Consider the following 18565-nt stretch of genomic DNA (forward strand, 5'->3'; position numbering starts at 1 on the left):
ATGAATGAACGTAATAACGGATTTGAAGCCGGCGGCACGGCTTCTGTAGAAACGATTGACCTGATGCACTACTGGCGAGTGTTTCGCCGCCATTTAAGCAAAATTCTGGCGCTGACCATTGTTGCTACTGCTATTGCGGTATTGGTGGTTATGTCCATGACGCCAGTCTACAAAGCCACCACAACCTTGTTGATTGAAGCTGAAGAAGCCAAGATCGTATCCATTGAAGAGGTGTACGGTATTGGTGGGCAGTCTTCTGAATATTTCCAGACTCAATTTGAAATCCTCAAGTCCCGTGAGTTGGCCAAGCGTGTAGCGATTCAATTGGATTTGGTGAATAACCCTGAGTTCAATCCTGCCCATCCGGCTAACGCCAAGTCGTTCTCTCTGAAAGAAATGATTTTGGGTGAGTCCGAAGCGCCGACCGAAGCCGAGATTCTGGCTGCAACAGTTGATAATTTCTGGGAAGCGGTATCTGTCTCACCACTGCGTAAAACCCAGTTGGTAAAAGTGTCTGTTGAGAGCGAATCTCCAGAACTGGCTCAGCGCGCCTCCGATGCCATGGCCAAGGCATATATCGATTCTCAGCTGGAAGCCAAAATTGGCATGACCCAGCAAGCAGCCAGCTGGTTGCAAGAGCGTTTGGGTGGCCTGAAAGCGCGTCTTGATGAGTCTGAGCGCCGTTTGCAGGAATACCGCGAAGCCAACAACCTGATTGATGTTGAAGGTGTCGACACGCTGGTGTCCAAGCAGTTGGATGAAATTACCGAGCGCCTGGTAGAAGCCAGTTCACGTCGTCTGGAAGCTGAAACGGCATACAATCAGCTGCAATCGCTGGATGACCGCAGCTATGACAGTTTGAGCAGCCTGCCGCAAATTCTGAATAACCCACTGGTCGCTGTGTTACGCCAGAATGAGACGCAGGCAGAGCTGAAAGTATCTGAGCTGTCCAAGCGTTATGGGCCAAAACACCCGAAAATGATCGCAGCGCAGTCTGATCTGGATGCGGTTCGTGAGTCTGTTCGTACTCAGATGATCCGTATTGCTTCCAGTATTGAGAAGGAATACAACACCTCCAAGTCAAAAGAGGTTGCTCTGGAAGGCGCACTGGCCGACAAGGTTGAAGAAGTGCGTAAGCTGAACCGTACGGAATTCACGCTGAACGAATATACCCGTGAAGTGCGTGGTAATCGTCAATTGTATGAAACGTTCTTTGATCGTATTCGTGAAACCAACGAAACTGGCGATCTGCAAGCAGCAAACGCCCGTATTACCGACCCGGCGGTATTGCCTAGCGAGCCGGTAAAACCTAACAAGAAACTGGTTGTGGCTCTGACCTTTGTAGTTGCCATGATGTTTGGTGTGGGCCTGGCGTTCCTGCTGGATGCTTTGGATGCCACTCTGAAAAACCCGGATGATGTTGATCGTAAGCTGGGTACGCCATTGCTGGGCATGCTGCCAATGATCGATTCCGGCATCCTGAAGAAACTGAACATCGAAGAAGGCCGACTGGTTCGTGCCTTCTCGGATGATACCTTGCATGGCTTGTCGGAGCAGGTGCGTACCTTGCGTACCAGCTTGACGCTGGCTGGCTTGGAAAGCCCGGCTCAGGTGATTTTGTTGACCTCATCCGTACCGGGTGAAGGTAAAACCACCACGTCTGCCAACCTGGCGGAAGCCTATGGTCAGATGGAAAAAACCCTGCTGATCGACGCCGATATGCGCCGTCCGACCATGGCCAAGAAACTGGGCCTGGCGCCAAACAGCAAGGGCTTGTCGAATGCGGTGGCCTACCCGGATACACTGGATGAGTGTATTCACCACATGGAAGACCTCAACGTTGATGTGATTCCGGCTGGTCCTATCCCGCCAAACCCGCTTGAGCTGTTGAGCTCCCGCAACTTCGAGAAGCTGCTGGGTACTCTGCGTGAGCGTTACCAGCGCATCATCATTGACTCCGCGCCAATGAAGCTGGTGAGTGATGCCTTGTACCTGTCGACCCTGGCTGACGGTGTGGTTTATGTGGTGAAGGCAGACGCAACCCGCGACAAGCTGGTGAAGAGCTGCCTGACCAAGCTGGACGATTCCAACGCCCGTATTTACGGCGTGGTGCTGAACCAGCTGGATGTTAATAAAGAAGCGCGTTACGGCAGCTATGGTGAATACCAAGGCTACTACGATGCGTACGGCTATCGTTCCGAGGAAAAGAATGCCTGAGTCGTTCGATAGCGCTTCAGCAGAGCAGGGGAGTGATTCCTCTGCTTTGACTTCCAAAACCCCGCTGCCAGTTCTGGTATTGCGGGTTTTTGCGATTCTGGGGATACCGGTTGCACTGTTCTGTGTGTATTTCGCTGTCGTTCAAGCGCTGATTAAAGTCGGGAGATCGGCTGATGTGGCCTTTGATGACGTTACTGTTGTGCATCCTAACTCCTGGCTTGAGCTGGTTGCTCCGGTTGCGGGTTGGATTCCCGAATATCATGAAGCCCAAGCCCAGTTTTATATGAAGCAAGGAGCTCATGCGAAAGGTGGTGCTGTTGTTGAGTCGCTAAGTCTATCGGTTGATCATTGGGATAGAGCCGCTGAGCTGCGCCCAGGCTGGCCTTATTACCCGTTATCCGCCTTGGTGGTGTTGTCGTATTACAACGCGCCAGTCGAGCAAGTTCATAGACACGTCGACCAGCTGATCGCACAGTCCTATAATGAGCGCGGCGTGCATCGACATCTTTTTAAAGCGGGATTTCGAGTGTGGCCAAGGCTGACCGAAGAACAGCGACAGTGGTTTATCAAACAAGCCGCTATGCCCTACGGCCAAACCACCCGCCGAGCGTTTCAGGCTGCGCGTGAGTACGGCTACCGTGACATGCTGTGCGCCAACCTGCCACTTAACCGCGCAGCGCCGTACTGCATGAAAAAACGTAAGAAGTAACCTTCAAAGGGCAAGCCGTTGAATCGTGTTTACCCGTAGGAGAAGGCTTGCCTGCGAACATCCGGCTCCGCCGGACGGATGGGACATGTCCCATCCCTACACTTCACTGAAATGCTTGGCGCTGTTAAATATCGCTTGCTCCATATGTATTACGCGTTCCGCTAATACATCCTACGTTGAGGATTGATACTTGTAGGAGGTAGCTTGCTGCCGATCGTGGGTACTCCATTGTAGGGCAGGCTTGCCTGCGAACATCCGGCTTTGCCGGACGGATGGGACATGTCCCATCCCTACACTTCACTGAAATGCTTGGCGCTGTTAAATATCGCTTGCTCCATATGTATTACGCATTCCGCTAACACATCCTACGTTGATGATTGATACCTGTGGGGGGTAGCTTGCTGCCGATCGTGGGTACTCCATTGTAGGGCAGGCTTGCCTGCGAACATCCGGCTCCGCCGGATGGATGGGCATGTCCCATCCCTACACTTCACTGAAATGCTTGGCACCGTTAAATATCGCTTGCTCCATATGTATTACGCGTTCCGCTAATACATCCTACGTTGATGATTGATACCTGTGGGAGGTAGCTTGCTGCCGATCGTGGGTACTCCATTGTAGGAGCAGGCTTGCCTGCGAACATCCGGCTCCGCCGGACGGATGGGACATGTCCCATCCCTACACTTCACTGAAATGCTTGGCGCTGTTAAATATCGCTTGCTCCATATGTATTACGCGTTCCGCTAATACATCCTACGTTGAGGATTGATACTTGTAGGAGGTAGCTTGCTGCCGATCGTGGGTACTCCATTGTAGGGCAGGCTTGCCTGCGAACATCCGGCTTTGCCGGACGGATGGGACATGTCCCATCCCTACAAGGCATTTCTTCCGGGCACAAAAAAGGCGATCCGAGGATCGCCTTTTTTCGCAGCTGATATCAATCGATATCAGAAGTCTTCGGTAGAGGTAAACAGGCCTACGCGCAGGTCTTTGGCGCTGTAGATTTCACGGCCGTCGACTTCCATTACGGCGTCGGCGATGCCCATAACCAGTTTCTGTTCCATCACGCGTTTGATGCTGATGCGGTAGGTTACTTTCTTGGCGGTTGGCAGTACCTGACCGCGGAATTTCACTTCACCACAGCCCAGTGCGCGACCGCGGCCCGGGTTGCCACGCCAGCCCAGGTAGAAGCCAACCAGCTGCCACATGGCGTCCAGTCCCAGACAACCTGGCATTACCGGATCGCTTTCGAAGTGGCAGTCGAAGAACCACAGGGATGGGTCTATGTCCAGTTCGGCAATAATTTCGCCTTTACCGTAGTTACCGCCTTCGTCGCTGATGTGGGCAATGCGGTCCATCATCAGCATGTTGGGCAGTGGCAAACGGGCGTTCCCTTCACCAAAAAGTTCACCGTGACCGCATGCCAGCAGGGCATCACGATCGAAAGATTGTTGGCGAGTCATGCTCGTTTCCTCATTTTAAAAGCGTATTCTTTTCCGTGGCCGTAAAGATGACACAGCGGACTTTGGTTTGCTAATGAAGGTTACTTGAATATTTGGAAATAATCGCTACGACTTCGTGCTGATTTTCAGACAAACGTTTATTGAAGGTTCGGTTGTCTTGATACGACGTGGAATTGCGTATTTCGAACACTTGTTAGAGTCGGGAGCCGGGGAGTATAAAAAATCGAGAGCCGCTGTTCCTGCGGTAGCCAGTGGCGTTTGTCGCAGGAACAGCTGTCGGGTGCTTGGCGTTAGACCTTTTCTACCAGCAGGCTGCCGATGGAGTAGCCCGCACCGAAGGAGCAAATCAGGCCTTTATCGCCAGATACCAGGTCCTGGTTGTGCAGGTGGAAGGCGATGACGGAGCCAGAAGAGGCGGTGTTGGCGTATTCGTCCAGCACGATCGGTGCTTCTTCAGGCTCGGGCAGACGGCCCAGTAGTTTTTTGGCGGCGAACAGGTTCATGTTGATATTCGCCTGGTGCAGCCACATGCGTTTCAGGTCGGTTGCTGCCAGCTCGTTGTCTTGCAGTTGGCCTTCAATGAATTCGGTCACCAGTGGCAGCAATTCTTTGAACACCTTGCGGCCTTCTTGCTTGAAGTAGGGGCGAGTGGCTGGCAGGTCGTCCTGGCAGTGGTCGGTGTAGTTGCCGTCGCAGCGAATATTGTCCGAGAAGCGGGTGAACTGCTTGGTGTTCAGCACCTTGAAGCCTTTGGGGACGCTCAGTGCGGTTGCTGGTTCCAGCACCACGGCGGTGGCTACGTCGCCAAAAATAAAGTGGCTGTCGCGGGAGGTCAGGTCAACCTGGGGGGTGACGAATTCCGGGTTGATCATCAATGCGCGTTTGGCGGTACCGGCTTTCAGGGCAATGAACGCGTTGATCAGGCCGAATGTGGCGGAAGAGCAGGCAATGCCCATGTCGTAGGCGTAACCCGTACAGCCCAGTTTGTGCTGAATTTCTACCGCAATGGACGGGTAGGCACGTTGGTGATTGGTGCAGGCAACGACAATCAGGTCGATGTCTTGTGGCGTCAGGCCGGCGTTGTCCAGAGCTTGCTTGGCTGCGGCCAGGCCCATGCTGACGGCTTCTGGTTCATCGCCTTCGTTGGTGGCTTCAAAACGTGGACGCATACGGGCTGGGTCCAGCATGCCATCTTTGTGCATGGTGTAGCGGTGTTTGATGCCGGAGGCTTTTTCGATGAATTCTGCGCTCGACAGTGGCACGGCAGCGACGGTGCCTTGTTCAATTTCTGCGGCGTGTTCTTCGTTGAAGGTATTGGCGTACTGGTTATAGGCCTCAACCAGTTCTTCGTTGCTGACGCCTTGCGCCGGTGTGAACAGGCCCGTGCCTGTTATGTAGATATCAGTCATTGCGTCCTACCTGTTTTTGCGCCCATTATCGACACAATGGTCAGATATTCCAAATAATCATTGGAGTTTTTCCGCCTTGTGTGGCTGATCCGAAAGCTGACATTACTGGCAGTTGCTGCAGAAAGGAGGGGATCGTGGTCCGTGATTATCTGATGTTCTTGCGCACGGCGTGGTTGGGAATGTTATGGAGCTGTGTGTATCTGGTGCGTCCGGTACTGGAGTCGCAGGGCTATTTTCCACATCACGGTTTGGATGTACTGAATTGGGCGGTGGCTGTGGGTGCGCTTATTGGGCTGCTAATGACGATGCTGTGCGTGTGGCGAAAATTGTTTGATTGGCAGTCCCGGCCACAGCAGTTGATGCTGGTGATGGTGTTGCTGTCACTTGGCTGGTTTGGGCTGACGCCCTGGTGGAAATTGCAGATGGTATTGCTGCATGGTTTATCGTTGTTGGGTGTGTTGTGGCTTTGGATGGCGCCGCGGCGGGTGGTCTGAGAAAAATCTAAAACAGTGCTTCAGGATAGCCCTGAAGCGCTGTGTTCAAGCCTGTATCACTAAGTCAGCGCTTAGAAGCGTTGCAGGTTAGACAGGTTCGCCTTGGCTTTCGGGTTACGACGCAGCAGCAACGCAGTGTTGCCAATTTGCTGAACCAGAATCGCACCAGTGCTTTCAACGACGTCTTCAACGGCTTCTTTTTTCAGCTCGCGGTCACCCACGGCGATTTTGATTTTAATCAGCTCGTGGTCGTCCAGAGCGCGATTCAGCTCGTCCAGGACGGCTTCGGTCAGGCCGTTGCTGGCAACGGTCACGATAGGATTCAGTTTGTGGCCTATTGAACGGTAGGCTTTCTTTTCGTCATTACTGAGCGGCATGTGTTTGTCCGGCCCTCGGGTGTTAGAATGTTGTGTTGCGCTGACTGTTTCAGCGAATTGACACCAAGTATATCTGACTGTAAGGCAAACCCCTATGGCTCGATCAAAATCCAGTGCTGGCTGGCTGAAGGAACATGTTGACGATATTTATGTCCAGATGGCCCAGCAAGACGGCTACCGTACCCGTGCCAGCTACAAGCTGATTGAACTGGATGAGAAGGATCATCTGATCAAGCCTGGCATGACGGTGGTTGACCTGGGATCGGCACCGGGCGGCTGGTCACAGGTGGTGGCGCAGCGGGTTGGTCAGGATGCTACTGTGATCGCTTCTGATATTTTGCCTATGGACACCATAGCCGGGGTGGATTTTATTCAGGGCGATTTTACGGAAGAATCGGTATTCAATGAGTTGATGGATCGTATTGGTGAAAACCCGGTCGAACTTGTAATTTCTGATATGGCCCCCAATATGAGTGGTATGAGCTCTATCGATCAGCCGGGTGCCATGTATCTGGTTGAGCTGGCGCTTGATATGGCGCGCCAGGTTCTCAGCAAAAACGGCAATTTTGTTGCCAAGGTGTTCCAGGGCGAAGGCTACGACGACTACCTGAAAGAGTTGCGTTCTTCGTTCAATAAGGTGCTCATTCGCAAGCCCAAGGCGTCCCGCGCACGATCTCGTGAGGTGTACGTTGTTGCCAAAGGTTTCCGTGGCGAGTAGATGCTTGCTAAGCTTACGGAAAGGATAAAAGTGGCCAACAGGCCGGAAACAGAGAGGTAATGCCGACCATGGCAAAGAATTTCATCTTGTGGGCAGTGATTGCTGCCGTCCTGATGATGGTGTTCAACAACTTCCAGAACGTTGGTACCGGACAGGAATTGTCGTATTCCGACTTCATTACGGCTGTTGAAAGCGGTCAGGTTGAACGAGTCACTATTTCTGGCCAATCCATCAAGGGCACCAGCTCCAATGGCGAAGCATTTGAAACTGTGCTGCCTGCCTACGACGACAAACTGATGGACACCTTGTTGAACAACCAGGTGAAAGTGGTGGGTGAGAAGCCAGAGAAACAGGGTTTCTTCACTCAATTGCTGTTGGCTTCCCTGCCAATCCTGATCATTCTGGCGGTGTTCATGTTCTTCATGCGTCAGATGCAGGGCGGTGGCAGTGGTCGTGGCGGCCCAATGGCGTTTGGCAAGAGCAAGGCCAAGCTGTTGAGCGAAGACCAGATCAAAACCACCTTTGAAGACGTCGCCGGTTGTGACGAAGCCAAGGAGGACGTGAAGGAACTGGTTGAGTTCCTGCGTGATCCGGGCAAGTACCAGCGCCTGGGCGGTAAGATTCCACGCGGTGTGCTGATGGTTGGTCAGCCAGGTACGGGTAAAACCCTGCTGGCAAAAGCCATTGCCGGTGAAGCTCGTGTGCCGTTCTTCTCTATTTCCGGTTCTGACTTCGTTGAAATGTTCGTTGGTGTTGGTGCATCCCGTGTGCGTGACATGTTCGAGCAGGCCAAGAAGCAAGCGCCATGCATTATCTTCATCGACGAAATCGATGCTGTGGGTCGTTCCCGTGGTGTTGGCATTGGTGGTGGTAACGACGAACGCGAACAAACCCTGAACCAGTTGCTGGTTGAGATGGATGGCTTTGAAGTCAACGATGGCATCATCGTGATTGCTGCAACCAACCGTCCTGACGTGCTGGACCCTGCCTTGCTGCGTCCGGGTCGTTTCGACCGTCAGGTGGTGGTTGGCTTGCCGGACATTCGTGGCCGTGAGCAGATTCTGAAAGTACACATGCGCAAGTTGCCAGTGGATGACGATGTCAATGCATCCCTGATTGCTCGTGGTACACCAGGCTTCTCTGGTGCCGACCTGGCTAACCTGTGTAACGAAGCGGCGCTGTTTGCTGCGCGTGCCAACCACAGCCGTGTGGGCATGGAAGAGTTCGAGAAGGCCAAGGACAAGATTCTCATGGGTGCCGAGCGCAAGACCATGGTGATGTCCGAGAAAGAGAAAACCAACACGGCTTACCACGAAGCGGGCCACGCCATTGTGGGTCGCTTGGTGCCTGAACACGACCCTGTGTACAAGGTGTCCATCATTCCGCGTGGCCGTGCGCTGGGTGTGACTATGTTCCTGCCAGAGGAAGATCGTAACTCCATCAGCAAGCGTGGTATCGAAAGCAATATTTGCTCGCTGTATGGCGGCCGTATTGCCGAAGAAATGACGCTGGGTAAAGACGGTGTTACCACCGGTGCTTCCAACGACATTGAGCGTGCGACCAAATACGCGCGTAACTACGTCACCAAATGGGGTCTGTCTGAAAAACTGGGTGCCCAGCTGTACTCGGAAGACGAACAGAATGGTTACCTGGGTTCCAGCGGAGGCGGCCAGATGGCTCACCTGTCGGATGAAACCGCTCGTTTGATTGATGCTGAAGTGAAAGACCTGCTGGATGGTTGCTACAAGCGTGCTTTCACCATTCTGGAAGAAAACCGCGACAAGCTGGAAATGATGAAAGACGCTTTGATGGAATATGAAACCATCGATGTGGATCAGATCGACGACATCATGTCCGGCCGCAAGCCGCGTCCACCAAAGTCCTGGAACAACGATGGCCCAACCAGTGGTCCATCCGCTCCAGCACAGGAAAGCCGCGACATGGCCGGTGACGAAGACACCGACTCCGCAGCCGAGCCTGCTGGTGATCGTTAATGGCTAAAGCACCTTTAGCAGGTGTTTGTTAAAAAGAGCGGCTTCGGCCGCTCTTTTTGTTTGTGCGATCGGCAGCAGGCTACCTCCCACTGGTTTTGCTCGTACATGTAGGATGTATTACGGGGCTGATGTGTGCTTCCGGGAGCGCGGGCCGCTGGCCCGCTTTGAATACGGACCAGCCATTCCACACCGCGACGTCAGATGGCATCCGCTTCGCGTTTTTATCTGACCTACGTTTACGTCACGGTTGTGTCGGGTGTTGCTGTGGCTGATGTGTGCTTCCGGGAGCGCGGGCCGCTGGCCCGCTTTGAATACGGTCCAGCCATTCCACACCGTGGCATCAGATGGCATCCGCTTCGCGTCTTTATCTGACCTACGTTTATGTCATGGATGTTTGCGGTGCGTATCCTCTACCCCAACTCTGTACCTCCGCCGATATTCTGTTATTTGACCGCGCCGGTTGGGCCGTGGCCCGTTCTGTTTTATTCTTCCCGTAAATGCAGTTTTGGACGATTACGTGATTCTTCAATGTGGTTCCCGTCAGCTGTCGCTGGCTCGCCCGGTGGTTATGGGCATTCTTAACGCTACGCCGGATTCTTTTTCTGACGGCGGCCGATTTAACTCCCTCGATGTTGCTTTGAAGCACGCCGAAGCCATGTTGATGGCCGGTGCGGGGATTATCGACGTGGGTGGTGAGTCGACCCGTCCGGGGGCTGATCCGGTGACGGTGGCGGAGGAACTGGAGCGTGTGGTGCCGGTTGTTGAAGGTATTGCCAAGCGTTTGGACGTGGCTATTTCGGTGGATACCAGTACGCCGCAGGTGATTACGGAATCCGCCGCGGTGGGTGCTCATATCATCAATGACGTGCGGGCATTAGAGCGTGAAGGTGCAGTCGCCGCTACGGCCGCGACTGGCTTACCCGTGTGTCTGATGCATATGAAAGGCCAGCCAGAGAACATGCAGGACGCACCGCAGTATGCGTCTGTGGTGGATGAGGTGATGGGATATCTGCAACAGCGCATTGAGGTGTGTGAAGCCGGTGGCATTGCACGTGATCGTATTCTGATTGACCCAGGCTTTGGTTTTGGTAAAACCGCACAGCATAATTATGAGCTATTGAACCGTTTGGCCGAGTTTGAATCCATGAATCTGCCATTGCTTACCGGTCTGTCGCGTAAGCGCATGATTGGTGATGCAACGGGCGTGGATGTGCCGGATCAGCGCACCGCTGGCAGTGTTGCTGCCGCTGTTATTTGTGCCATGAAGGGTGCGCGTATTATCCGTGTGCATGATGTGAAAGAAACCGTCGATGCCATGGCGGTGGTATCCGCTACCCTGGCGTTGTGAGCGAAGAGATTATGTCGAGAAAATTTTTTGGTACCGATGGTATTCGCGGCAAGGTAGGTGAAGCGCCTATCACGCCGGACTTTGTCATGAAGCTGGGCTGGGCGGCCGGTAAGGTGTTTGCCAAACAAGGTAAAACCCAGATTCTGATTGGTAAGGACACTCGTATTTCCGGGTATATGTTTGAGTCAGCGCTGGAAGCCGGCTTGTCGGCAGCAGGTGCCGATGTGGCACTGCTGGGGCCGATCCCAACGCCTGGCATTGCCTATCTGACGCGTACCTTCCGTGCCCAGGCGGGTATCGTGATCAGTGCCTCTCATAATCCGTACTACGACAACGGCATCAAGTTTTTCTCAGGAGCGGGTCAGAAGCTGCCGGATGAAACTGAACTGGCGATTGAGGAGTACCTGCAAAAAGACATGATCTGTGTCGACTCCCAACAACTGGGTAAGGCCGTACGCATCAGTGATGCGGCGGGGCGATACATCGAGTTCTGCAAGGGCACTGCCGGCTCACTGAATTTGCGCGGCATGAAAATTGTGCTCGATTGCGCCCACGGTGCCACGTACGCCATTGCGCCGGCGGTCTTCCGCGAATTGGGCGCAGATATCGTGGTACTGGGTAATCAGCCAGACGGCTTTAATATCAACAAGGGTGTGGGTTCTACCGAGCCTGCGGGGCTGGTTGATGCGGTTCTGGCTGAAAGCGCTGATTTGGGCATTGCCTTTGACGGCGATGGCGATCGCGTTGTGATGGTTGATCATCACGGCGATGTGGTGGATGGCGACCAGTTGCTGTACATCATGGCCGCTCATGCTCAGCAGCAAGGCAAGCTGCAGGGTGGTGTGGTGGGTACCCTGATGAGCAACATGGGCCTTGAATTGGGCATGAAGGAGCTGGGTATCCCATTCCTGCGCGCCAAAGTCGGTGACCGCTATGTACTGCAAAAGCTGGAAGAGAACGGCTGGCGCATCGGTGGTGAGTCGTCCGGTCATTTGTTGTCTCTGGATGTGCAAACTACCGGTGATGGCATTGTTGCGGCTCTGCAGGTGTTGGTAGCCTTGATGGATACCGGAACGTCGCTGCGCGATTGGCACCAGCGCATGATGAAAATGCCGCAGGTCATGATCAACGTGCGCCGCGGAGCCAATGCCGATATCAATAGCGATGCTATTCAAACCGCGGTTGCGGCGGTCGAAGCCGAGCTGGCAGGTCGTGGTCGGGTGTTGTTGCGACCCTCCGGTACTGAGCCTGTGGTGCGGGTGATGGTGGAGGCCGAGACCGATGATATTGCTGCTGGCAAGGCCAAACAGCTGGCCGAAGTGGTCGAAACCGAGTTAAACCGTTGAGCAGAAAGAGGATTCGGGTTGTTTAAAGCCCACTTCTTGGATAGTATCTGCGCTCTTTGATTTTGGGAGTATGCCGTGCGTCGCCTGATGATTGCCGGAAACTGGAAAATGAACGCTTCAACAGCCGCAACAAGCGAGTGGCTGGAGCAGCTTTCGGGTACTGCCGTTGCGGGTCGCGACGTGCTGGTATGTCCGCCGTTTCCTTATTTGTCTCAGTTCCGTGAAGCCATTGCTGACAGCCAGCTGATGCTGGGTGCGCAAAATTGCTCAACTGAAGACAGTGGTGCTTTCACTGGTGAAGTTTCTGCGTCCATGCTCCGCGATCTTGCTTGCGAGTACGTGATTCTCGGTCATTCCGAGCGTCGCGCCCTGTTTGGCGAGACCGATGAGATCATTCTGGCCAAGACGCGCCGTGCGCTGTCTTGTGGCCTGAAAGTGATTCTGTGTGTTGGTGAAACACTGGAAGATCGTCAGGCTGGTAATGAAGAAAACGTCGTTCGTCAGCAGTTGTCTCTGGCACTGTCTGAATTGAGCGAAGACGACTGGCGTTCTGTGGTGATTGCGTATGAACCGGTTTGGGCCATTGGCACCGGCGAAACTGCAACACCGGCGCAGGCTCAGGCGATACACGCATTTATTCGTAGCTTGCTGACTGAACGTGCTGCAGAGCTGGGTGAAAAGACCCGCATTCTGTATGGCGGTAGCGTCAACTCCACTACGGCTGAAGAGCTGTTTGCTCAAGCTGATATTGATGGTGGCCTGGTGGGTGGAGCCTCACTGGACGCCGAACATTTCCTGAAAATCTGTACGGCCTAGGTAATTATGGAATCTATTGTTCTTGTAGTTCACATCCTGCTGGCATTGGGCATCATCGGTTTTGTGATGCTGCAGCAAGGTAAGGGAGCGGATGCGGGTGCCTCTTTTGGTGGTGGTGCGTCCCAAACAGTATTTGGTAGCAGTGGTTCCGGCAATTTTTTGAGCCGCACGACTGCGTGGCTGGCTGCTGCGTTCTTCGTTACGTCACTGGGTTTGGCTATGTACGCCAAGCAACACGCGGAATCTGGCACTGATATTGGTATTCCTTCACAGGAAGTTATTGAAAAGCTTGAGAAAGATACCCCATCTGTGGAAGAATACGCGCCTTCAGTTGATGCACCCGATATGGATGCTTCAGCAAGCGATGCCCCGGTAGTTGAATAACACAACTGTCAGGCATTGATCTGGTAACGATGCGGATGTGGTGGAATTGGTAGACACGCCATCTTGAGGGGGTGGTGAGCTAAGCTCGTGCGAGTTCGAGTCTCGCCATCCGCACCAATAACCAGACCAAGATCAAGTGAACCTGGTTCGCTTTTTGAGCTCAAAGCATTTATAATGCGCCAGCTCAAGCTGTCCAAAGCCCCTCATGTCAGGGGCTTTTTAGTAGCTGTCGTCCGGGGTCACCCGATGGGTTTTACTGTTCGTCCGTGTTTTTTGTGGCGGCAGGGTGGATTTGGCAGAGCGGTTGTCCGATTCCTGGGCAACTTCATCGGGCTGGGCACTAGGTGCCCAGTTTTTGTTTCTGAGAGGTGAAAAATATTGGCACGTGATACTCGCCTGGTTGAAATGCTGAAACCGGTTGTTGAATCAATGGGTTTTGTTTTCTGGGGGCTTGAACTGTTGAGTCAGGGCCGTCAGGTAATGTTGCGCGTTTATATTGACCACGAAAACGGCATCACCGTTGATCACTGTGCAGACGTCAGTCGCCAGATGAGTGCGGTACTGGACGTTGAAGACCCGATTGCACAGGACTACACGCTGGAAGTGTCGTCGCCGGGTATGGATCGTCCGCTGTTTGAACTCTCTCACTATGAGCAGGCTGTAAACGAAATCATCGAATTACGTCTGCGTATGCCTTTTGATGGACGCCGCAAGTTCAAGGGACGTCTTCAGGGGATTGAAGAACAGGATATTGTTTTGCTGGTGGACAACCACGAATACCTGTTGCCGATTGAGCTGATTGAAAAAGCTCATATTGTTCCAAATTTTGATAACTAAGGTTGCACAGCGAGGCTGGAAGATGAGTAAAGAAATTCTCCTGGTCGCGGAAGCGGTTTCTAACGAAAAAGGCGTATCACGAGAAGTGATTTTTGAGGCCATCGAGTCTGCATTGGCAGCGGCGGCCAAAAAGCGTTACGAAGACGAAGAAGCCACCATTCGCGTAGATATCGACCGCAGAACCGGTGATTACGAAACATTCCGCAGCTGGCTGGTTGTTAGCAACGACGTTGTTCCTGGCCTGGGCGACGAACTGACGCTGCAAGAAGCTCAGGAAATCGACGAAAAGCTGCAGCCAGGTGACACCTACGAAACCCAGATTGAAAACCCGGATTTCGGTCGTATTGCGGCACAGGCAGCCAAGCAGATCATCGTGCAGAAAGTACGTGAAGCCGAGCGCGCTCAAATTGTCGAGCAATACGAGCACCGGGTTGGCGAGATGGTTAGCGGTACTGTCAAGAAAGTGACCCGTGACAATGTCATCGTGGACCTTGGCAATAACGCCGAAGGCCTGTTGCCGAAAGACCAGTTGATTGGTCGTGAAATTATGCGCATGGGTGATCGCGTACGTGCCATTCTGCACGCCGTTCGCCCTGAAAATCGCGGCCCTCAGCTGATGCTGAGCCGCACCATTTCCGACATGCTGATCGAATTGTTCCGCATCGAAGTGCCGGAAATTGCTGAAGACGTTATCGAAATCAAGGGCGCTTCCCGTGATCCGGGTTCGCGCGCCAAGATTGCCGTTAAAACCAATGACAAACGTATCGACCCGGTTGGTGCTTGTGTTGGTATGCGCGGTGCCCGCGTTCAGGCTGTTACCAACGAGCTGGGTGGCAGTGAACGCATCGATATTGTGCTGTGGGACGACAACCCGGCACAGCTGGTGATCAACGCTATGGCACCAGCCGAAGTTGCATCCATCATTATGGATGAAGAGACCAATACCATGGATGTCGCTGTCGAAGACGACAACCTGGCTCAAGCTATTGGTCGTGGTGGTCAGAACGTACGCCTGGCGTCCGAACTGACCGGTTGGGAAATCAATGTAATGACCATCGAAGATGCTGCTGCCAAGCAGAATCAGGAAGCGTCCGCTTACGTTGAGTCCTTTATGAATGCCCTCGATATCGACGAGGATTTTGCCATCCTGCTGGTGGAAGAAGGTTTTACCACCCTGGAAGAAATTGCCTACGTACCGATTGACGAGATGCTGGCAATTGATGGCCTGGATGAAGACATTGTGGAAGAACTCCGCAATCGCGCGAAAGACGTGCTGTTGACCCAGGCAATTGCTTCAGAAGAAAAGCTGGAGCCGGCAGATGACCTGCTGGCGATGGAAGGTATGGATAACGCCCTGGCGCACGTGCTGGCCGGTATGGGTATCTGTACGATGGAAGATCTTGCCGAGCAATCCATCGACGACCTGATGGACATCGAGGATATGACTGAGGAGAAAGCCGCGGAGCTCATTATGACCGCGCGCAAGCCCTGGTTTGAGGGCAACGACTAATACACTCACTCGGCACAGGAGATACGTATGGCAGAAGTAACAGTTAAAGAACTCGCCGGCGTGGTGGGGACCAGCGTTGATCGCTTGTTGTCCCAGATGAAAGAAGCGGGTTTGCCGCAAACAGGCGCAGACCAGAAAGTTTCTGACGAAGAAAAAGCTCGCTTGTTGACCTCTCTGAAGAAAAGCCACGGCGAAGAGGCACCGGCTGCAGAGCCAAAGAAAATCACCCTGAAGCGTAAGGAAACCCAAACGCTGAAAACGGGTGCTGGCAAGAAGCAGGTCAACATTGAAGTTCGCAAGAAGCGCACTTACGTGCAAAGCGACGAAATGGAAAAAGATCTGGAAGCAGCTCGCGCAGCTCAGGCTGAACGTCGCGTTGTTGACGAAGAAGCGGCTGAAGCGGCTCGCCAGGAAGCCATCCGCAAGGCTGCTGAACAGCAAGCCGCAGCGGACAAGGCAGCTGCTGATCGCGCAGCGCGTGACGCGGCTGAGGCCGATGCACGTGCCAAAGCGGCGGCGGCCAAGAAGCCTATTTCTGCAACTGCCAAGGTAAGCGTGGCCAAGAAAGCCCCTGCCAAGCCAGTTGCAACGGCAACACCGAAAGCAACCGTTAGCGTCAAGGCCACGGCTCGTCCAAAAGCCGATGCCAAGCCTACCGCGACTGCACGCCCGAAAGCTGAAGCCAAGCCACGTGCTGAAGCCAAGCCGCGTCAGGACAACCGTAGCGGTAACGACCGTCCGAACAACCGTAATGATCGTCCGGGTTCTGCTCGCCCAGGCACAGCTCGTCCAACTGCTGTTGCCAAAGCACGTGCGAAGCCAGAGGATGATGTAGCGCAGAAGCGTGCAGAAGCCGAACTGGCCCAGGCGCGTGGTGATGACAATAGCCGCAAGCGTGGTAAAGCCGGTGACCGTAAGCGTAACGACCGTGAAGATCGTTTCGTTGATGGTAACGAAGGCAACAAGCTGAGCGCTAACCGTCGTCGTGGTGGCAAGAATACCAAGGGCGCCAAAGGCGGCCGTGGTCGTCACCATTCGGATGCCAATAACGAACACGCATTCACCAAGCCAACCGCTCCGGTTATCCGTGAAGTGGAACTGCCAGAAGCGATCACTGTGGGTGATCTGGCAGCCAAGATGGCCGTGAAAGCCGGTGACGTGATCAAAGAGCTGATGAAAATGGGCGTTATGGCGACCATCAACCAGACTCTGGATCAGGACACTGCCACTCTGGTGGTTGAAGAACTGGGTCACAAAGTGACCAAACTGATCTCCGATAATCAGCTGGAAGAAGAAGTCAGCGATTCCGTTAGCTACGAAGGCGAACAGCGCCAACGTGCTCCGGTGGTTACTGTTATGGGTCACGTTGACCATGGTAAAACCTCGTTGCTGGACCACATTCGTCGTACCCGTGTTGTTCAGGGTGAGGCCGGTGGTATTACCCAGCACATTGGTGCCTATCACGTAGAGACAGACCACGGCATGATTTCCTTCCTGGATACCCCAGGACACGCGGCGTTTACCGCCATGCGTGCCCGTGGTGCCCAGTCCACCGACGTTGTGATCCTGGTGGTTGCTGCGGACGATGGTGTGATGCCGCAAACCGAAGAAGCCGTTCAGCACGCGAAAGCGGCTGGCGTGCCTCTGGTGGTTGCCATCAACAAGATGGATAAAGAAGCCGCTGATCCGGATCGTGTTAAAAACGAACTGTCTGCGCGCGACGTACTGCCAGAAGACTGGGGTGGTGATGTACCGTTTGTACCGGTATCTGCACACACTGGTCAGGGCATCGACGAGCTGCTGGAAGCGGTACTGCTGCAATCCGAGATGCTGGAGCTGAAAGCCCACTTCGACGGTCCTGGTCAGGGTTCTATTGTTGAATCCCGTCTCGACAAGGGCCGTGGCCCGGTTGCAACCTTGCTGGTTCAGAACGGTACTTTGAAGAAAGGCGATATCGTACTGGCGGGTACTTGTTATGGCCGTGCCCGTGCACTGCTGGATGAAAATGGCCGTCAGGTTGACGAAGCCGGCCCATCTATTCCGGTAGAAATTCTGGGTCTGAACGGTACTCCGGACGCTGGTGACAACTTCATGGTTGTTGAAAGCGAGAAGAAAGCCCGTGAGGTAGCACAGTTCCGTGAAGACAAGCTGAAGGAACAGGTTCAGCAGCGTCAACAGGCTGCCAAGCTGGATGCTCTGTTCAATGGTATGGGCGGTGGCGAACAGGCTTCCCTGAACGTGGTGTTGAAGACCGACGTTCGCGGTTCCCTGGAAGCGATTGTGTCTTCCTTGCAGAAGCTGGCTACCGACGAAGTGAAAGTGAACGTAGTATCCTCCGGTGTGGGTGGTATTACTGAAACTGACGCAACGCTGGCAGTTGCTTCCAGCGCAGTGGTATTCGGTTTCAACGTGCGTGCTGATAACGCCGCCAAGAAAGTGGTCGAGAACAACGGCATCGACATGCGTTACTACAGCGTGATCTACGATCTGCTGGATGACGTCAAGCAAGCAATGGCTGGCCTGTTGGCTCCAGAGCTGCGTGAAGAAATCGTTGGTATCGCTGAAGTACGTGATGTGTTCAACTCGCCGAAATTCGGCCAGATTGCTGGTTGTATGGTGGTTGATGGCACGATTCACCGTAACAAGAAGATCCGTGTACTGCGCGAAAACGTGGTTATCTACGAAGGCGAGCTGGAATCCCTGCGTCGCTTCAAGGATGACGTTGCCGACGTTCGTCAGGGCATGGAATGTGGTATCGGTGTGAAGAACTATCAGGACGTTCGCCCTGGCGATCAGATCGAGGTGTTCGACGTACGCGAAGTCGCACGTACTCTGTAATAGCGGTAGTTCGCTACCGTATAACCAAAGCCCGGATTATCCGGGCTTTGGTGTCTGTATGGACCGTAAAAATTTGATTTTCGCAGCGCCCAGTATTGGCTCGGC

15 protein-coding genes and 1 tRNA gene are annotated in these 18565 nt (G+C 53.7%); 13 read left to right on the forward strand and 3 right to left on the reverse strand.

Features of this window, described 5'->3' with window-relative positions:
* Positions 1 to 2217, forward strand: a complete 2217-nt coding sequence (locus ACXADJ_RS02460) for a GumC family protein (RefSeq protein WP_475062680.1) — start codon at positions 1 to 3, stop codon at positions 2215 to 2217.
* Positions 2210 to 2926 carry a hypothetical protein gene (locus ACXADJ_RS02465; protein WP_475062682.1) on the forward strand — a complete coding sequence of 239 codons (717 nt, stop codon included), beginning with the start codon at positions 2210 to 2212 and terminating at the stop codon, positions 2924 to 2926. Before ACXADJ_RS02460 ends, ACXADJ_RS02465 begins: the two co-directional genes overlap by 8 nt.
* Positions 2927 to 3873: 947 nt before the next feature.
* Here the strand turns inward: ACXADJ_RS02465 and fabA are convergent.
* Positions 3874 to 4389 carry a 3-hydroxyacyl-[acyl-carrier-protein] dehydratase FabA gene (fabA, locus tag ACXADJ_RS02470; protein WP_028293937.1) on the reverse strand — a complete coding sequence of 172 codons (516 nt, stop codon included), beginning with the start codon at positions 4387 to 4389 and terminating at the stop codon, positions 3874 to 3876.
* Between the two features lie 290 nt (positions 4390 to 4679).
* Positions 4680 to 5798, reverse strand: a complete 1119-nt coding sequence (locus tag ACXADJ_RS02475) for a beta-ketoacyl-ACP synthase III (RefSeq protein WP_475062685.1) — start codon at positions 5796 to 5798, stop codon at positions 4680 to 4682.
* Between the two features lie 134 nt (positions 5799 to 5932).
* Between ACXADJ_RS02475 and ACXADJ_RS02480 the strand changes: the two genes are divergently transcribed.
* Positions 5933 to 6292 carry a hypothetical protein gene (locus ACXADJ_RS02480; protein WP_475062687.1) on the forward strand — a complete coding sequence of 120 codons (360 nt, stop codon included), beginning with the start codon at positions 5933 to 5935 and terminating at the stop codon, positions 6290 to 6292.
* A gap of 71 nt (positions 6293 to 6363) precedes the next feature.
* Here ACXADJ_RS02480 and ACXADJ_RS02485 read toward each other — a convergent pair whose 3' ends face one another.
* Positions 6364 to 6669: a YhbY family RNA-binding protein gene (locus tag ACXADJ_RS02485; protein WP_028293940.1), complete on the reverse strand. Its 306-nt coding sequence runs from the start codon at positions 6667 to 6669 to the stop codon at positions 6364 to 6366.
* 94 nt (positions 6670 to 6763) lie between these two features.
* On the opposite strand from ACXADJ_RS02485, the gene rlmE reads away from it, so the two are divergent.
* The 10 genes from rlmE (at position 6764) to infB (ending at position 18460) form a co-directional block, all read left to right on the forward strand.
* Complete coding sequence (rlmE, locus tag ACXADJ_RS02490) at positions 6764 to 7387, forward strand: 23S rRNA (uridine(2552)-2'-O)-methyltransferase RlmE (protein WP_028293941.1); 624 nt, start codon at positions 6764 to 6766, stop codon at positions 7385 to 7387.
* 68 nt (positions 7388 to 7455) lie between these two features.
* Positions 7456 to 9381, forward strand: coding sequence for an ATP-dependent zinc metalloprotease FtsH (ftsH, locus tag ACXADJ_RS02495; RefSeq protein ID WP_475062691.1), 1926 nt, complete (start codon positions 7456 to 7458; stop codon positions 9379 to 9381).
* A 517-nt stretch (positions 9382 to 9898) separates the two neighbouring features.
* Positions 9899 to 10729, forward strand: coding sequence for a dihydropteroate synthase (gene folP, locus ACXADJ_RS02500; RefSeq protein WP_475062693.1), 831 nt, complete (start codon positions 9899 to 9901; stop codon positions 10727 to 10729).
* Between the two features lie 11 nt (positions 10730 to 10740).
* Entirely contained in the window at positions 10741 to 12075 is a 1335-nt protein-coding gene (glmM, locus tag ACXADJ_RS02505; RefSeq protein ID WP_475062695.1) for a phosphoglucosamine mutase, read from the forward strand.
* A gap of 87 nt (positions 12076 to 12162) precedes the next feature.
* Positions 12163 to 12891 carry a triose-phosphate isomerase gene (tpiA, locus tag ACXADJ_RS02510; protein ID WP_036537158.1) on the forward strand — a complete coding sequence of 243 codons (729 nt, stop codon included), beginning with the start codon at positions 12163 to 12165 and terminating at the stop codon, positions 12889 to 12891.
* Positions 12892 to 12897: 6 nt separating this feature from the next.
* Positions 12898 to 13275 (forward strand): preprotein translocase subunit SecG, encoded by a 378-nt coding sequence (gene secG / locus ACXADJ_RS02515; RefSeq protein WP_084645127.1) that lies wholly within the window; start codon positions 12898 to 12900, stop codon positions 13273 to 13275.
* Between the two features lie 31 nt (positions 13276 to 13306).
* Positions 13307 to 13392: transfer RNA gene (locus tag ACXADJ_RS02520), tRNA-Leu, on the forward strand.
* A gap of 258 nt (positions 13393 to 13650) precedes the next feature.
* Positions 13651 to 14112 (forward strand): ribosome maturation factor RimP, encoded by a 462-nt coding sequence (rimP, locus tag ACXADJ_RS02525; protein WP_028294574.1) that lies wholly within the window; start codon positions 13651 to 13653, stop codon positions 14110 to 14112.
* A 22-nt stretch (positions 14113 to 14134) separates the two neighbouring features.
* The gene (gene nusA, locus ACXADJ_RS02530) at positions 14135 to 15622 is read left to right on the forward strand and encodes a transcription termination factor NusA (RefSeq protein WP_475062697.1); all 1488 of its coding nucleotides are present in this window, start codon (positions 14135 to 14137) and stop codon (positions 15620 to 15622) included.
* Between the two features lie 27 nt (positions 15623 to 15649).
* Positions 15650 to 18460, forward strand: a complete 2811-nt coding sequence (gene infB, locus ACXADJ_RS02535) for a translation initiation factor IF-2 (protein ID WP_475062699.1) — start codon at positions 15650 to 15652, stop codon at positions 18458 to 18460.
* Positions 18461 to 18565 lie beyond the last annotated feature (105 nt).

The sequence above is a fragment of the Oceanobacter sp. ABM4_470 genome (assembly GCF_056158645.1).

Bases quoted from the DNA above. Each gene is read 5' to 3' on its own strand.
- ftsH (WP_475062691.1), top strand. From the start codon at position 7,456: ATGGCAAAGAATTTCATCTTGTGGGCAGTGATTGCTGCCGTCCTGATG.
- secG (WP_084645127.1), top strand. From the start codon at position 12,898: ATGGAATCTATTGTTCTTGTAGTTCACATCCTGCTGGCATTGGGCATC.
- glmM (WP_475062695.1), top strand. From the start codon at position 10,741: ATGTCGAGAAAATTTTTTGGTACCGATGGTATTCGCGGCAAGGTAGGT.
- ACXADJ_RS02475 (WP_475062685.1), bottom strand. From the start codon at position 5,798: ATGACTGATATCTACATAACAGGCACGGGCCTGTTCACACCGGCGCAA.
- infB (WP_475062699.1), top strand. From the start codon at position 15,650: ATGGCAGAAGTAACAGTTAAAGAACTCGCCGGCGTGGTGGGGACCAGC.
- rlmE (WP_028293941.1), top strand. From the start codon at position 6,764: ATGGCTCGATCAAAATCCAGTGCTGGCTGGCTGAAGGAACATGTTGAC.
- ACXADJ_RS02465 (WP_475062682.1), top strand. From the start codon at position 2,210: ATGCCTGAGTCGTTCGATAGCGCTTCAGCAGAGCAGGGGAGTGATTCC.
- ACXADJ_RS02485 (WP_028293940.1), bottom strand. From the start codon at position 6,669: ATGCCGCTCAGTAATGACGAAAAGAAAGCCTACCGTTCAATAGGCCAC.
- nusA (WP_475062697.1), top strand. From the start codon at position 14,135: ATGAGTAAAGAAATTCTCCTGGTCGCGGAAGCGGTTTCTAACGAAAAA.
- fabA (WP_028293937.1), bottom strand. From the start codon at position 4,389: ATGACTCGCCAACAATCTTTCGATCGTGATGCCCTGCTGGCATGCGGT.
- ACXADJ_RS02460 (WP_475062680.1), top strand. From the start codon at position 1: ATGAATGAACGTAATAACGGATTTGAAGCCGGCGGCACGGCTTCTGTA.
- tpiA (WP_036537158.1), top strand. From the start codon at position 12,163: ATGATTGCCGGAAACTGGAAAATGAACGCTTCAACAGCCGCAACAAGC.